At 71.1% G+C, this 14,576-nt stretch carries 14 protein-coding genes; 7 read left to right on the forward strand and 7 right to left on the reverse strand.

Translation table 11 applies throughout. The features are described from left to right. Positions 1 to 43: 43 nt before the first annotated feature. The 5 genes from FV226_RS15265 to FV226_RS15285 all read left to right on the forward strand — a co-directional run bounded on the left by FV226_RS15265 (position 44) and on the right by FV226_RS15285 (position 6,723). A complete protein-coding gene (locus FV226_RS15265) occupies positions 44 to 2,023 on the forward strand; it encodes an AI-2E family transporter (RefSeq protein ID WP_147763574.1) in 1,980 nt (659 codons plus the stop codon). Positions 2,024 to 2,096: 73 nt separating this feature from the next. Next, the gene (gene hisN / locus FV226_RS15270) at positions 2,097 to 2,885 is read left to right on the forward strand and encodes a histidinol-phosphatase (RefSeq protein ID WP_147763575.1); all 789 of its coding nucleotides are present in this window, start codon (positions 2,097 to 2,099) and stop codon (positions 2,883 to 2,885) included. A gap of 102 nt (positions 2,886 to 2,987) precedes the next feature. Then, entirely contained in the window at positions 2,988 to 4,097 is a 1,110-nt protein-coding gene (locus tag FV226_RS15275) for a hypothetical protein (protein ID WP_147763576.1), read from the forward strand. A gap of 120 nt (positions 4,098 to 4,217) precedes the next feature. Further along, positions 4,218 to 5,663 (forward strand): YcjX family protein, encoded by a 1,446-nt coding sequence (locus FV226_RS15280; protein WP_147763577.1) that lies wholly within the window; start codon positions 4,218 to 4,220, stop codon positions 5,661 to 5,663. Positions 5,664 to 5,694: 31 nt separating this feature from the next. Next, positions 5,695 to 6,723 carry a TIGR01620 family protein gene (locus FV226_RS15285; RefSeq protein ID WP_147763578.1) on the forward strand — a complete coding sequence of 343 codons (1,029 nt, stop codon included), beginning with the start codon at positions 5,695 to 5,697 and terminating at the stop codon, positions 6,721 to 6,723. A gap of 9 nt (positions 6,724 to 6,732) precedes the next feature. On the opposite strand, the gene FV226_RS15290 is transcribed toward FV226_RS15285, so the two are convergent. The 6 genes from FV226_RS15290 to FV226_RS15315 form a co-directional block, all read right to left on the reverse strand. Continuing rightward, a complete protein-coding gene (locus FV226_RS15290; protein ID WP_147752187.1) occupies positions 6,733 to 6,975 on the reverse strand; it encodes a hypothetical protein in 243 nt (80 codons plus the stop codon). 101 nt (positions 6,976 to 7,076) lie between these two features. Next, on the reverse strand, positions 7,077 to 7,628 hold the full coding sequence (locus tag FV226_RS15295; RefSeq protein ID WP_147763579.1) for an alpha/beta hydrolase: 552 nt from the start codon (positions 7,626 to 7,628) through the stop codon (positions 7,077 to 7,079). A gap of 97 nt (positions 7,629 to 7,725) precedes the next feature. Then, positions 7,726 to 8,523 carry a hypothetical protein gene (locus FV226_RS15300; RefSeq protein ID WP_147763580.1) on the reverse strand — a complete coding sequence of 266 codons (798 nt, stop codon included), beginning with the start codon at positions 8,521 to 8,523 and terminating at the stop codon, positions 7,726 to 7,728. A 103-nt stretch (positions 8,524 to 8,626) separates the two neighbouring features. Continuing rightward, positions 8,627 to 8,998 carry a DUF3618 domain-containing protein gene (locus tag FV226_RS15305; RefSeq protein ID WP_147763596.1) on the reverse strand — a complete coding sequence of 124 codons (372 nt, stop codon included), beginning with the start codon at positions 8,996 to 8,998 and terminating at the stop codon, positions 8,627 to 8,629. 5 nt (positions 8,999 to 9,003) lie between these two features. Next, on the reverse strand, positions 9,004 to 9,435 hold the full coding sequence (locus FV226_RS15310) for a phage holin family protein (RefSeq protein WP_147763581.1): 432 nt from the start codon (positions 9,433 to 9,435) through the stop codon (positions 9,004 to 9,006). Positions 9,436 to 9,446: 11 nt separating this feature from the next. Then, positions 9,447 to 9,926, reverse strand: coding sequence for a hypothetical protein (locus FV226_RS15315; protein ID WP_147752191.1), 480 nt, complete (start codon positions 9,924 to 9,926; stop codon positions 9,447 to 9,449). A gap of 349 nt (positions 9,927 to 10,275) precedes the next feature. Here FV226_RS15315 and FV226_RS15320 point away from each other — a divergent pair, with 349 nt between their 5' ends. After that, positions 10,276 to 11,697: a trehalose-6-phosphate synthase gene (locus FV226_RS15320; protein WP_147763582.1), complete on the forward strand. Its 1,422-nt coding sequence runs from the start codon at positions 10,276 to 10,278 to the stop codon at positions 11,695 to 11,697. Positions 11,698 to 11,830: 133 nt separating this feature from the next. Beyond that, a complete protein-coding gene (gene glgX, locus FV226_RS15325) occupies positions 11,831 to 13,951 on the forward strand; it encodes a glycogen debranching protein GlgX (RefSeq protein ID WP_147763597.1) in 2,121 nt (706 codons plus the stop codon). 31 nt (positions 13,952 to 13,982) lie between these two features. On the opposite strand, the gene FV226_RS15330 is transcribed toward glgX, so the two are convergent. Next, positions 13,983 to 14,564 carry an urease accessory protein UreE gene (locus FV226_RS15330; RefSeq protein WP_147763583.1) on the reverse strand — a complete coding sequence of 194 codons (582 nt, stop codon included), beginning with the start codon at positions 14,562 to 14,564 and terminating at the stop codon, positions 13,983 to 13,985. Between the last annotated feature and the right edge of the window lie 12 nt (positions 14,565 to 14,576).

The raw sequence follows: 14,576 nt of genomic DNA on the forward strand, positions 1-14,576 counted from the left end.
AGCACAACCGGTGCGAGCGTAAGCGTACGGTTCCGGTGGCGGCATGGCGACGAAGACTGAAGACCCTCCCCTCGAAGCGCCGTCCCCGACCCGGATCGCCGCGGCCGAGACCCCGAAGACGGCCCTGGTCTCGCCGGTCCTCGTCAGCGCGACCATCATCGCCGGCCTGTATTTCGGGCGCGAGATCTTCATCCCGATCGCCATCGCCGTGCTGCTCTCGTTCGTGCTCGGCCCGCTGGTGGCGCTGCTTCGGCGCTGGCACCTGCCACGGGTCGTCGCGGTGGGCGCCGCGGTGGTGTTCACCCTCGGCGTCGTCGCCGCCCTGGCCACCCTGATCGGCGTGCAGGTGGCGGGCCTCGCCGGCGACGTACCGCGCTATCGCTCGACCATCGAACGCAAGGTCGAGGGCCTGCGCGACAGCCCGGCTGCGCATCTCGCCGCCTACGTCGCCAACATCGGCCGCGCGCTGCACGACGCCGGCAACGGCGACAAGGCGCAGAAGCCGGACGCCGAGGCCAAGCCCGAAAAAAAGCCGGAGGCTAAGCCCGAGCCGAACCCGGAGGCGAAGCCCGCGCGGCCGCAGGCGGATCCGGTCCTGGTCGAGATGCGGCGGGCGCAACCGGGTCCGCTCGAGACCGCGAGCACCCTGCTCTCCCCGGTGATGCAGCCCCTGGCCACCACCGGCATCGTGTTCGTCGTGCTGCTGTTCGTCCTGATGCAGCGCGAGGATCTACGCGACCGGATGATCCGGCTCGCCGGTTCCAGCGACCTGCACCGCACCACCGTCGCGATGGATGACGCCGCGCGGCGCCTCAGCCGCTACTTCGTGGTGCAACTGGCCCTCAACACCGCCTTCGGGCTCGTCGTCGGCATCGGGCTCTACCTCATCGGCGTGCCGAACCCCGTGCTCTGGGGCATCGTCTCGGCGGTCATGCGGTTCGTGCCGTATATCGGCGCCTTCCTGTCCGCCCTACTCCCGCTGGCCCTCGCCGCCGCGGTCGACCCCGGCTGGAACATGGTGATCGCCACCGCGATCCTGTTCATCGTGCTGGAGCCGCTCACCGGCCAGATCGTCGAGCCGATGCTCTACGGCCATTCCACTGGGCTCTCGCCCTTCGCGGTGCTGATCTCGGCCCTGTTCTGGACCTGGCTGTGGGGACCGGTCGGGCTTCTGCTCTCGACGCCGTTGACCGTCTGCCTCGTCGTGCTCGGCCGGCACATCGACAAGCTCGAGTTCCTCGACGTGTTGTTCGGCAACCGGGCGGCGCTGACGCCGGTGGAGAACTTCTACCAGCGCATCCTCGCCGACGATCCGGAGGAGGCGCAGGAGCACGCCGAGCTGATCCTGCAGACCTGCTCGCTGTCGGCCTACTACGACGACGTGGTGCTGAAGGGCCTCGAACTCGCCGCCCGCGACGCCGCCCGCGGCGTGCTCACCCTCGACCAGAAGTCCGACATCCGCGCCTCCGTCAGCGAGCTCGTCGACGCGCTCGCCGAGCGGGACGACCGGGTGCCGACGCCCGCCGCTTCCGAGTTCAAGCCGACGGGCGATGCCCCGGCGGCGGCGACGCCGGACCCCGACGCGATCCCGCCGGCCTGGTCGCAGGACGGGGCGGTGCTCTGCGTCGCCGGGCGCGGCTTCATCGACACGCCGGCGGCCACGATCCTGGCGCAGCTGTTGGCCAAGCGCGGGCTCGGGACGCGCATCGTTTCGTTCGGCGAGGTGTCGCGCGCGAAGATCGCGGACTTCGATCCCGGTGCGGCGCGGATCGTCTGCATCGTCTCGTTGGCGATCAGTGGCGAGCCGGCGCATCTGCGGCGCCTCGTCGATCGCCTCCAGCGTCGAATGCCGGACGTTCCGGTCGTCGTCGGGTTATGGCAGGCGGACGACGACTCCGCCGGCCGCGGCAGCATCCCGGCGGCCGAACACGTTTCGTCCCTGGGAAGCGCGGTCGACACGGTGCTCGCGCATGTCGGCACCAAGCCGGAGCGGCCGATCCTGCGCGTCGCGGCCGAGGCCTGACGGCGCAGGCTTGACGGCGCACGGCGAAACCCGCCTTCCTGCCGCGATTGCGGGACCGTGCGGGGAAAAGCCGATGAGCGTCGTCGAACTCGGCCGGTTCATGGACGACCTGGCCGAAGCCTCGGGCCAAGCGATCGTGCCATTCTTCCGGGCGCAGGTCGCCTTGACGGACAAGGCCGCCGGGACGGCGCCGTTCGACCCGGTGACCGAAGCGGACCGCGCGGCCGAGCTCGTCCTGCGCAACATGATCCGCGCCCGCTTTCCCGCGCACGGCATCCTAGGAGAAGAATTCGGCTCGGAGCGTCTCGACGCGGAATACGTCTGGGTGCTCGATCCCATCGACGGGACGCGCGCCTTCATCACCGGCATCCCGACCTGGGGCACGCTGATCGGTTTGACCCGGAACGGCGGCGCCGTGCGCGGGCTCATGCACCAGCCCTATCTCGGCGAGCGGTTCACCGGCGACGGGCGCAGCGCGCGCCTGCGCGGGCCGCGCGGCGAACGGACGCTCCACACTCGCCGCTGCGCCGAGCTGTCGGCGGCGATGCTCGCCACCACCGACCCACGCCTGTTCACCGAGGGCGACGAGGCCGAGCGGTTCCGCGCCATCGAGGGCCGCGTGCGCATGTCGCGCTACGGCACCGATTGCTACGCCTACTGCATGTTGGCCTCGGGCCAGGTCGACCTCGTCGTCGAGGCCGGGCTGAAGCCTTACGACATCGTGGCGCTGATCCCGATCGTCGAGGGCGCCGGCGGCATCATCACCGCTTGGGACGGCGGCCCGGCGACCGCGGGCGGCCGCATCGTCGCGGCCGGCGACCCGCGCCTGCACGCGGCGGCGTTGAAGCACCTGAATCCGTAAGTCTCGCGCGCCTCCGGGCGATCGTCGGCACGTGCGCGCGAACTGAACCGATCGTGCGGCCGCGCCGTTCCTCGTGGTTCGCAACCCTCACCACGGACGCCCGTGCTCCTCGCCGCGATACTCCTCCTGACGACCCTGCCACCCCTGGCTGAGGATTCAGCCGTTGCACTTCGCGCGCAGGTCGTCACGCTGCGCGCATCTGGGGCCGAAGGCGCACCGTACTATCAGCACGTGGCGCGAGCGGTCTCGAACTGGCGGGCGCAGGCCGGGGCGGAGCTTCGGCCGGTCTCGCTCGCCCTGGTCGCGCGGGTCGCGCCGACCGAGCCGGCCTTCGTCGCGCGCTGCGCAAAGCTCAACAATTACTGGTGCATCAAAAGTGCGCGCTGGACGGGCGAAGTCGGCGCCGACGCCGAGGGGCATACCGGCTTCGCCACCGCGGCCGACGGAGCCGACGCCGCGGCCGGCCTGCTTCGGCGCTACTACCGCGACTACGGGCGCCGCACCGCGCTGGCGATCGTGCGTCGCTGGGCGCCCGCGAGTTGCGGCCTTCCATTGCTCGGGCCGATCGCGAAAAACGCGAAGCCGTCGCCCCTCGCACCCCGCGGGATCGGCGGGACGCTTCGCGCCCGCTACCTCGCCCGCCACCTGCCCGGAGGTGCCCGCCGCGGCGGGCGGACGGCCCTGCGGGTGCAGCCCTGGTCGCCCCTGGCACGAATGAGCGGCCATCCCGCCCGACGCCCTGCCATCGCGACCCGCGTCGCATCGCGGCCGGTCGCGGACATCGCCTCCGGGCTTTCGGACAAGCCGGCGGCCGTATCCGCTCGCGTCGTGCGCGGTGCGGACGACCCGTCCGCGCTCCTCGACCGGAAGGTGCCGTCCCCGGATCGGCTGGTGGCCGAATCCGCGCTGCTGCCGATGATCGTCTCCGGCCTGTCCCTGGGCGATCTGCGCGCGCCGGCGCCGCTCTGCGGCGGCGACGAAGTCCGCATCGGCAACTACGCCGCCGCCATCGCCAAGAGCGTCGGCCTACGCTCCACGGACGACCTTGCGCTGTTCTCGCCCGATGGGAGCCCGCTGTCGAACCTCGCGGCGGTGATGCGTGCGATGTCGGCGGTGGAGCTCGGCGCCCTGCATGCCGGGCCGCCCCTCATCGAGGCCGCCATCGCCCGGCTCGGGCCGGTCACGGCGGCGACGGCCGACGCGGCGAAGTAGCGTTTGGCGAACGGAGTCTCGCCGCGCCGAAACCTTGCGGCGCTCCCCTCCCCGCGCCACCTGAACGGCGACGGCCGACCGGCTGGCCCTTCCGCGTCTCCCAACCACCTGAGTCCGCCCTTGCCCATCCAGAGTTTCGCCGCTCGCGCCGGCTCCGCGGTCAAGGCCTTCGCCGAGGCGTCGAGCGACTTCCTGATCCAGCCGACCCTGCGGCTCGGCGTCACCGGGCTCGCCCGCTCGGGCAAGACCGTGTTCACCACCGCGTTGATCCACCATCTCGTCGAGAGCCACGCGCTCCCCGCCTTCGCCCCGGCGCAGGAGGGCCGGTTGCGCCGCGCCCGCCTCGTGCCGCAGCCGGACGACGACGTTCCGCGCTTCCCCTACGAGGAGCACTATTCCGCCCTCACCGAAGCCCGCCTGTGGCCGCGCTCCACCGACCGGATCAGCCAGTTCCGCCTTGCGATCGAGTACGAGCGCGCCGGCGGCTGGCGCTCCGGCCCAGGCACTCTGATGCTCGACGTGGTCGACTATCCCGGCGAATGGCTGCTCGACCTCGCGCTGCTGGAGCAGAGCTACACCGCCTGGTCGCGGGCGACGATCGCCGGAACCCGGCGCGCCGGCCGCGGGGAGATGGCGGCGCCTTGGCTCACGATGCTCAAGGGCCTCGACTCGGTGGGCCCCCTCGACGAAGTCGTGGCCGAGCGGGCGAGCGCCGCCTTCACCGCCTACCTCGCGGCGTTGCGCGCCGGGCCGGAGATGGTGGCGACGACGCCCCCCGGCCGGTTCCTGATGCCGGGCGACCTCGCCGGCTCACCGGCCCTGACCTTCGCGCCGCTCGATAGTCTGCCCGAGACGATCGAACCTAGGACGCTGGCCGGGCTGATGGAACGGCGCTTCGAGGCCTACAAGGCCAAGGTCGTCGTGCCGTTCTTCCGTGACCACTTCCAGCGCGTCGATCGCCAGATCGTGCTGGTCGACGTGCTCGCGGCCGTCGACGCCGGGCCGGCGGCGCTCGCCGAGTTGGAGGAGGCGCTGGATTCGGTCCTGCTCAGCCTGAACATCGGCCGCAACACGCTGCTCTCGCGGCTGTTCGCGCCGCGTGCCGACCGGATCATGTTCGCGGCGACCAAGGCGGACCACCTGCACCAGACCAGCCACGACCGGCTGGAGGCGCTGCTGCGCCTGCTCGTCTCGCGCGCCATGCGCCGGACCGAGGCCGCCGGCGCCCGCGTCGGCACCGTGGCGTTGGCTTCGGTCCGCGCCACCCGCGAGTCCACGATCCACGACGGCGACGCGGTGCTGCGCGCCGTTGCCGGCACGCCCGAGGCCGGCGAGACCGTCGGCGACGAGCTGTTCGACGGTACGGCCGAGGCCGCGGTGTTTCCCGGCCATCTCCCCGTCCGGCCAGAGGCCGTGCTGGAAGGCGCGGTCGAGCCAGGCTCGCTGCGGTTTCCCCGGTTCCGCCCTCCGGTGATCAAGCCCGACGCGCTGGAGCGGCCCGGTCACCTGCCGCAGATCCGACTCGACCGGGCGATGCAGTTCCTGATCGGCGACAAGCTGACGTGATGGCCGGGGCGACAACCTTGAGGATGATGCCGTGAGTTCGACCCAGCGCCCGCGCGCCTTCCGCATCCCCGCCGCCGACTCGCCGGCCTCGAGCGAGGCCCTCGCGCCGATGCCGGCGGCGCCGGGCGGCGTCCGCATCGTCGAGGACCCGGTCGAGATCGTGGACGCGGCCGACGGCGTGCCGGTGCCGATGGCGAAGTCCCGTGGCGTCCCCTGGGGCGGCCTCCTGCTTTCGGCCGCGGGCGGGCTCGTGTCGCTCGGCGTCGGGCTCTCGGTCGAGCGGCTGATCGCCGACCTGTTCCAGGCCGCGCCCTGGCTCGGCGGCGTCGCCCTGGCGCTCCTGGCGCTGGCCGGGCTCGCGCTCCTGGCGATCGTGGTGCGTGAGCTGCGCGGGCTCTGGCGCGAGCGCAAGATCGAGCACCTGCGCCAGGCCGCGGTCACGGCGATCGCCACGCGCGACCACAGCGCGGCCCAAGGCGTGGTCCGCGACCTCTCGGCGTTCTATGCGGAACGCGTGGGGCTCGCGGCAGGCCGCCAGCGGCTGGAAGCCTCGGCGGACGCGATCCTCGACGTGGACGACCGCATCGGCCTCGCCGAGCACGAGTTGTTGAGCCCCCTCGACCGGCAGGCGCGCAACGCCATCGCCACCGCCGCCAAGCAGGTCTCGGGCGTCACCGCGCTGAGCCCGCGGGCGATCGTGGACGTTGCGTTCGTGGTCTTCTCCGCCGTGCGGCTTCTGCGCCGGATCGCGGCGATCTACGGCGGGCGCCCGGGCTTCCTCGGGTTCTTGCGTCTAGCACGCGCGGCCCTCACGCACCTGACCGTCACCGGCGGGATGGCGGTCGGCGAGAGCATGATCCAGCAGGTGCTCGGCTTGGGGATCGCGGCGCGGGTGTCGGCGAAGCTCGGCGAGGGCGTGCTGAACGGCCTGATGACCGCCCGCTTCGGCCTCGCGGCACTTGCGGTCTGCCGGCCCCTGCCGTTCGTGCGCGAGGCGCCGCCCCGGCTCTCGGACGTCGCCGGCGAACTTCTCCGCCCGGCCGACCCGGAGCCAAAGTAGCGGGAGACGTTAGGACTGCGCCCGCTTCTGCACCGCTTCGGCGTTGCGGCGGTTGGCGATGCGGGTGAACATGTTGCCTGTGTAGTCGGCGACCTTCGGCTTCTCGACGGCCACGAGTTGGGCCTCGAACGCCTCGATGCGCTTGAGCAGCGCGGCGTCGCCGAAGATCGAGCTGTTGAAGGAGGTGTGGGCGCGCTCGCCCAGCGCCGTCTGCACGGCCTCCAGTCGCGTCAGAAGCTCTTTTCGCGTCACGTCGATCTCCCGCGGGCCGGATCGCCCGTGATCCGAGGTCCATCAGCGCGGGCTTCGGTAAACGGGAGGTTAACCGGGCGCCTGCGGCCTGAGCGATGCGCTCACAGGTCCTTCATGAAGCCGGCGAGGCGCATCAGGCCCTCCGGCCACGGCCCGTGGCCGCTGGCGACGTTGACGTGGCCGGATTCGCCGGCATCCACCAAGGCCGAGCCCCAGGCGTAGGAGAAGTCCTCGGCACGCTCGTATCGGCAATAGGGATCGGTGCGGCTTGCCACCAGCAGGGAGGGGAACGGCAGCGGGTCGCGCGGCAGCGGTGCGAAGGCGCGCACGCTATCGGGCAGGTTCGGCGTCTCCTCGACGTCCGGCAGCGCCACGAACAGCGCCCCGACGACGCGGCCCTGGGGCAGCTTCGGAACCGCCTCGACGCAGGCGACGACGCCGAGGCTGTGCGCGATCAGGATGACGGGGCGCGTCGCCGCCGCGACCGCCTCGACGACGCGGCCGCACCACGCGTCGGGCTCCGGCGCATGCCAGGAATCCTGCTCGACGACGCGGGCGGTGGACATTCGGCTGGCCCAGCGCGCCTGCCAATGGCCTTCCTCCGAGCCGCCCAGGCCCGGAACGATCAGGATGTCGCAATCGGCGGTCTTCATGGCCGCGTCCCTACCCGCTCTCGGCGAAAGGGTCGAGAACGAAGAAAGGCGGCGCTTGCGGCGCCGCCTCTCCGATCGGTTCCCATATGGGTTTGCTTCAGAGACGGTGGGCCGTCCGGTCGTCGCCGTGGTGCTCGGGCTCGGCCTTGAGGCCGGCCTTCTGGGCCGCCGTCTGGATGTTGTCCGGGTCGAGGGCGGTCTCAACGAACTCCCGGCCGCGGTTGGTGAACTCGCGTGCGTAGCGCAGGCCCTGGTCGCGGACCTCGTCGGCGTAGGGTCCGATGTTGCGGTCTTCCTGGCGGGTCCGAGGCAGCAGCGCGCCGAGCAGCAGGCCAGCGGCGACGCCCACCACGCCAACCAACAGCGGGTTCTCGGTGACGAACTGCTCCACCGCCGTGCGGCTGCGCTCGAGCTTGTCGCTGCCCCGCACCACCACGTCGTCGATCTTGCGCATGTGGTCGCGGTGGACGCCCGAGACCCAATTGCGGGCCTCGTCCGCAGCACCGCCGAGGCGGTCGCGCACGTCGTCCGCGAGATCCGAAGCGCGATCCCGCGTCCGGTCGGCGAAGTCCGCCGCGCGGTCGGCGGCATCGCTTGCCGCAGCGCGGGCCTTGTCGGCCACGTCGCCGACCTTGCCGGCGACATCCGGGCCAGGGCCGGCTTGGTGATCGTGCGGAGAGGCGTCGTGACGGCCGATCGGGTCGCGCAGCCCCGCGGGGTCGGGCCACAGGGTATGGTCGGCCGCCTTCGCATGCGGATCGAGGTGGACCGGATCCAGGCCGGCGGCATGCAAACCGGCCTCGACTTTCGCGGCGGCGCGCCGCGCGATGTCGTCGGGAAGATGGTTGTCGGTGGCGGCCGACTTGCTCGTGTCGCCCAGGCTCGTGTTGCTCATGGCGTGATCCTTCAGAACTCTTACGCGGCTGGCAAAACCCGCTAGGGGCCAATCCGAGGGGTCGGTCGGGGCGTCGGCCCGCGCTGTGCGAAGCGGCGTCCCGTCAGGCGCGGGTCTCGTCCAACAGCGGCGGCTTCGGCTGGCGGGTGGGCAGGTCGGGATCGTAGGCGCGGGCGGCGCCGTCGTTCAGGACCGGCACGCGCTCGGCGGAGGCGTGCGTCCGTCGGCGGTTGGCGTCCTGGGACATCCGATGCATCAACCAGCCGACGCCGGCCGCGATCAGCAGGACCGGCACGGGGTTCCGGCGGACAGCCTCGAGCGCTCCGTCGTAGGCACCGCTGACGGCGGGGGCGCGGCGGGCGTTGCCGAGCATCTCGTCGACCAGGCTCGAAACCGAGAGGCGGCCCTGAATGCGTTCGATGGTCTCATCGAGGCGCGCGCGGCTCGCCTCGATGTCCCGCTCCATCTCATTCATCGAACTCATCCGGACACTCTCTCGGAAAGGGCGCGGGCGTCCTGGCGGACCTGCCGGCCTGTGCGGGTGGGGGCGAGCGTCGAGAACGACAAGGCGCTGCGTCCCCAGAGCGCCATCCCGATCGCGAGCACCAGGAGGACGCCGCCGACGATCAGGGCCGACAGCCACTCGGAGCCGACGATGGTGGCGAGCCACTTCACGAAAGCGCCGATCAGCACCAGCAGGGCGACGACGGAGAACACCGCAGAGGCCATGAGGCAGACGATGCCGACGATGAGCGAGCGGACGTTCTTCGCCATCTCGGCGCGGAACAAGGCGATTTCCTTGCGGGCGAGATCGTTGGTCTCACGCAGGGCATCGCCGATGAGGCTCTGGATGCTGCCGGCGGGGGAGCCGGAGGAGGAGCCCGGAGGCGGGGTGTGCGATCCGTTCGACATGGACGTGCCGATCAAGCGCGGAAGCTGTCGCGCGCGTCGCCTTCCGGCGGCAGGCTCGACGACTTGATGAAGCGGGCGGCGATGAAGCCGGCCACGAAGGTCCCGACCGCAACCGCCACCGGCGCGCGGCGGGCGAAGGCTTCGGCCTCTCCGTAGAAGTCGGCGAAGCTGCGCGACTCGATCGAGCCGCCGAGCTGGCTCAAGCCGTCGGCCGCGCTGTCGAAGAACGCCTTGATGTTCGGGCGATCCTCGAAGTCCTTGCTCGAATCTCGAAGGGTCTTGGCGAGGTCGTGGACCGATTGGGCCGCGTCGTTCTTGCGACCCTCGACGAAGGTCTGGGCTTGGAGCCGGGCGGCATCCATCAGTCCGCGGCCGCGTTCGGCCGCGACATCGGCGATCCCCTCGACATCGCCCTTCAGGCCGCGCCATTCGGCCTGCTCGCTCGCGGCGGCGTGGGCCGGATCGGGGTGGGGGATCTCGGACGCAGCCATGAGCGGGACTCCTTCGTACACGGGTCTTGGAGGGCGATGTTCGCCTGAGTAACATCGCCCGCGTCCGCGGGTTCCGGGGACGGCCGCGCGAACGACGGGTCAGGCGCCGTTCAGGCGTGTTCGGCCAAGGTTCGCGCCTGTCTCCGACGCCCCGCGCGGCGGGGACGGGCGCCGGGACAGGCCTCGGATTTCGTCTTGAGGGCTGCAAACGATCGCTTGACCCGCAGCGGTCATTCGCGCTTGGCTAACCCTACGGATCGCCGGGAACTCTCGCGCGTTCACGGATGGCAAGAAACGTTGACGTTGCGCGTTCCACGCCGGCGCGCTTGAGGATCCGGAGCCCACCTGAGTGGCACGCCTTGTGATCGTATCGAACCGCGTTGCGGTTCCGGAAGAAGGCGGCAAGGCGGTCGCCGCCGGCGGCCTCGCCGTCGCCGTGAAGGAGGCCTTCACCGCCTACGAGGGATTGTGGTTCGGGTGGAGCGGCAACATCAGCGAGGAGCCCTCAGAGGAGCCGACGCTGATCGACCGCGACCGCGTCCAGTACGCGGTGGTCGACCTCTCGCCGCAGGACCACGAAGAATACTACGCCGGCTTCGCCAACCGGGCCTTGTGGCCGATCATGCACTACCGGCTCGGGCTCGGTATCTTCTCGCGCTCGGATTATGCCGGGTATTGCCGCGTCAACCGCATCTTCGCGCGTGCGCTGGCCAAGCTCGTCCAGCCCGACGACATCATCTGGGTGCACGACTACCACCTGCTGCCGATGGCGGCTGAGTTGCGCGGCCTCGGGCTCTCGAACCCGATCGGCTACTTCCACCACATCCCGTGGCCGGCCGCCGACGTGTTCAACACGCTGCCGGCCAGCAACGACCTGCTCCGCGCCATCGCCGACTACGACCTGATCGGCCTGCAGACCGACCCGGACGTGCAGAACCTGTCGCGCAACCTGATCGACACGCTCCGCGCGATCCCCCTCGGCGGCGGCTCGCTGATGGTCGACGGCCGGCGCACCCGGATCCGCAGCTTCCCGATCGGTATCGACGTCGCCGGCTTCAAGGACGCGGCGGAGAAGGCCGGCTCGAACAAGGTGGTCCGCGAGACGATGGCCGGCCTGCGCACGCGCAAGCTGCTGATCGGCGTCGACCGGCTCGACTATTCCAAGGGCGTGCCCGAGCGGATGGAGGCGGTGGAGCGCTTCTTCGCCTCCAACCCCGACCAGCGCGGCAACGTCACCTACATCCAGATCACGCCGAAATCGCGCAGCGAGGTGCCCGAGTACGAGCAGCTCTCGCGCACCGTCAACGAGACGGTCGGCGAGATCAACGGCGCGCTCGGAGACCCGGCCTGGACGCCGATCCAGTACGTGACCAAGGCCTATCCTCGGCCGGTGCTCGCGGGCCTCTACCGCGCCGCCCGCGTCGGTCTCGTCACGCCGATGCGCGACGGCATGAACCTCGTCGCCAAGGAATATGTCGTCGCCCAAAGCGAGGACGATCCGGGCGTGCTGGTCCTGTCCAAGTTCGCCGGCGCGGCGCGACAATTACCCGAGGCGCTGATGGTGAACCCCTACGACCGCTTCGAGGTCGCCGAAGCGATCCGGACGGCTCTCTACATGCCGCGTAGCGAGCGGCTGGAGCGCTGGAAGCCGATGGTCGAGCGCATGACCCGCGAGGACGTCGACTGGTGGGCGCGAAACTTCCTCTCGGAACTCGAGAACTTCCGCACCGTCGAGCGCGAGCCGCCGACGACGGCCGCGGCGGCGGAGTAGGCTTGAGGCGAGTAGCTTTGGGTCACGATCGGGCGCGCCGCACAGCCCATTCGCCCCGGCGACTTGATCCGGGAACACGGATGCGTCCACACCGGCTCCGGGCCGGGGGGACCATCGCATGTCGGATTTTCGTATGATCGCCGTCGACGACGGCGTGCCGACGCCGTTGGGCGCCCACTTCGACGGACGCGGCGTCAACTTCGCCCTGTTCTCCGAGCACGCGACCGCGGTCGATCTCTGCCTGTTCGAGCCGGGCGAGCGCCACGAGAGCCGGACGATCCGGCTTCCCTGCCGCAGCGACGACGTCTGGCATGGCTACCTGCGCGGCGTCCTGCCGGGGCAGCTCTACGGCTATCGCGTTCACGGCCCATGGGAGCCCGCGCGCGGTCACCGCTTCAACCCGTCGAAGCTCGTCCTTGACCCCTATGCCCGTGAGATCCGCGGACGCATCCGCTGGCACGACGCCCTCTACGGCCACCGCCGCGGCCTGCAGCGCGAGGACCAGATCGACCGGCGCGACAGCGCGGTCTACATGCCGAAATCGGTCGTCACCGCGCCCGAGGTTCCGAACCTCGCGCTGCAGCCGATCCGCAGGCCGCTGTCCGAGACGGTGATCTACGAGGCGCACGTCAAGGCGCTGACGATGACCCATCCGGCGGTGCCGGAAGCCGAGCGCGGCACCTACGCGGCGCTGGCGCATCCGGCCATCGTCGAGCACCTGTGGAAGCTCGGCGTCACCGCCCTCGAGCTGCTGCCGATCCAGGCCTTCGCCGACGACCGCTTCCTCGTCGAGAAGGGGCTGGTGAACTTCTGGGGCTACTCGCCACTCGGCTACTTCGCGCCCGATCCGCGCTACCTCGGCGACGGCGGGCTCGGCGGCCTCAAGGCGGCGATCCGCGAGCTGAACGCCGCCGGCATCGAGACGATCCTCGACGTGGTCTACAACCACACCGCGGAGGCCGACCATACCGGCCCGACCCTGTCGTTCCGCGGCATCGACAACGCGAGCTACTACAAGCTCGATCCGGCGAACCCCCGCCGCGACGTCGACTGCACCGGTTGCGGCAACACCCTCGACGTCGCCCACCCGCGGGTGATGCAGATGGTGCTGGATTCGCTCCGGCACTGGGCGACGGCCTACGGCATCGCCGGCTTCCGCTTCGACCTCGCCACCAGCCTCGGCCGGTCGCCCTCCGCGTTCTCGGCGCAGGCCGCGTTCTTCCAGGCGGTGGCGCAGGACCCGGTGCTCGCCCAGGTCAAGATGATCGCCGAGCCCTGGGACCTCGGCGAGGACGGCTACCGGCTCGGCGGCTATCCGCGCGGCTGGAGCGAGTGGAACGACCAGTTCCGCGACGCCGCCCGCAGCTTCTGGCGGGGCGACGCCGGCCAGCTCGCCAAGCTGACGCAGGGGCTGACCGGATCGCGCGAGGTGTTCGCGCCCTCTCGCCGCTCCCCGCTCGCCAGCATCAACTTCGCTGCGACCCATGACGGCTACACGCTGGCCGACGTGGTCGCCTACGAGGAGAAGCACAACGCAGGGAACGGCGAGGATAACCGCGACGGGCACGGCCACAACGTGTCGCGCAACTACGGCGTCGAAGGGCCGACCGACGATCCCGCGATCCGTGCCGTCCGCACCCGGCAGGTGCGCAACCTGCTCGCCACCGTGATGCTGGCCCAGGGCGTGCCAATGCTGCTGATGGGCGACGAGCGCTCGCGGACGCAAGCGGGCAACAACAACGCCTACTGCCAGGACAACGCGACGAGCTGGATGGACTGGTCGACCGATCCCGACCCGGACCTCGGCACGTTCGTTTCCAACCTGACGCGCCTACGCAGGGAGCGGCCGGCCCTGCGCCGACGCGCGTTCTTCGACGGCGCGCCGGTCGCGCCCGGGGGGAGCCTGCGCGACGTGCACTGGCTGTCGCCCTGCGGTGCGGAGATGGACTCCGAGGCCTGGGCCGACGAGAGCCGGCGGGCCTTCGGGATGCAGATCGGCAACGACCTCGACCGCGGCCGTATCCTGATCCTGATCAACGCCGACCAAGGCCCTTGCGACTTCCGCCTCGCAGCGGTGGTCGGCGGCCCGTGGCACCCGGTCTTCGACAGCACCGCCGCGACAGGCGCCGTCCCGCCGGACGCCCCCGGCTACGCATCAAGCGCCGTCGTCCCGCTCCAAGGCCGCGCGATCCTGGTGCTCGCCGAGGGCGAGGCGGAACCCGCGCAGCCGTCAGGCCGGTTCGTCGCCGCTTGAGGCCGGCCGCCGATTCCGTCTCGCAGCCGCTTCAGTGATCGTGGCCGCAATCCGGGCCGTGCACGTGAGGAGCGTGATCGTGGGCATGCTGGTCGTGCCAGTGATCGTCATGCCCGTGGTCGTCATGCGCGTGTGCCGCATGATCGTGATGGTCGTGCGAATGGTCGTGGCCGCAGGTGCTGTGATCGTGGGCCATGCGCTCGGGGCGGAAGGCGCGATCGACTGGGGTCGCCGTGCAGCCCTGGCCGCGGACGAGCTCCGCCGTGGCGGGCGTCGCCGGGACGTGGAGGATTTCGGCGCCGATCTCGGCCGCGACGTGGTTGCCGCCGAGCTGCCAGGCGAGGCGCATCAGGCGGGCTGGATTCTCGGCGCGAACCTCGAGCAGCGCCTCCGGGGCGGCCTTCACCGCGACGAGGCGACCGTCGTCGAGGCGCAGGGCGTCTCCGTCCTCGAGGGCGGCGGCCTTCGCCAGCGCCAGGTCGATATGCAGGCCGCCGGCGCTGTGTAGGTGCCCGCGCTGCGCCTGACGCCCGGCATGGTCGAGGCTGATCGTGTCGACGACCGCATCGGGGCGGACCGCGGCCCGGCGGACGATCGTGGTGGCTCTCGGCATGGCACCCTCTCT

It is taken from the genome of Methylobacterium sp. WL12, assembly GCF_008039475.1.
GTDB lineage: Bacteria > Pseudomonadota > Alphaproteobacteria > Rhizobiales > Beijerinckiaceae > Methylobacterium > Methylobacterium cerastii.

Bases quoted from the DNA above. Each gene is read 5' to 3' on its own strand.
- FV226_RS15265 (WP_147763574.1), top strand. From the start codon at position 44: ATGGCGACGAAGACTGAAGACCCTCCCCTCGAAGCGCCGTCCCCGACC.
- hisN (WP_147763575.1), top strand. From the start codon at position 2,097: ATGAGCGTCGTCGAACTCGGCCGGTTCATGGACGACCTGGCCGAAGCC.
- FV226_RS15295 (WP_147763579.1), bottom strand. From the start codon at position 7,628: ATGAAGACCGCCGATTGCGACATCCTGATCGTTCCGGGCCTGGGCGGC.
- FV226_RS15300 (WP_147763580.1), bottom strand. From the start codon at position 8,523: ATGAGCAACACGAGCCTGGGCGACACGAGCAAGTCGGCCGCCACCGAC.
- FV226_RS15305 (WP_147763596.1), bottom strand. From the start codon at position 8,998: ATGAATGAGATGGAGCGGGACATCGAGGCGAGCCGCGCGCGCCTCGAT.
- FV226_RS15310 (WP_147763581.1), bottom strand. From the start codon at position 9,435: ATGTCGAACGGATCGCACACCCCGCCTCCGGGCTCCTCCTCCGGCTCC.
- FV226_RS15315 (WP_147752191.1), bottom strand. From the start codon at position 9,926: ATGGCTGCGTCCGAGATCCCCCACCCCGATCCGGCCCACGCCGCCGCG.
- glgX (WP_147763597.1), top strand. From the start codon at position 11,831: ATGATCGCCGTCGACGACGGCGTGCCGACGCCGTTGGGCGCCCACTTC.
- FV226_RS15330 (WP_147763583.1), bottom strand. From the start codon at position 14,564: ATGCCGAGAGCCACCACGATCGTCCGCCGGGCCGCGGTCCGCCCCGAT.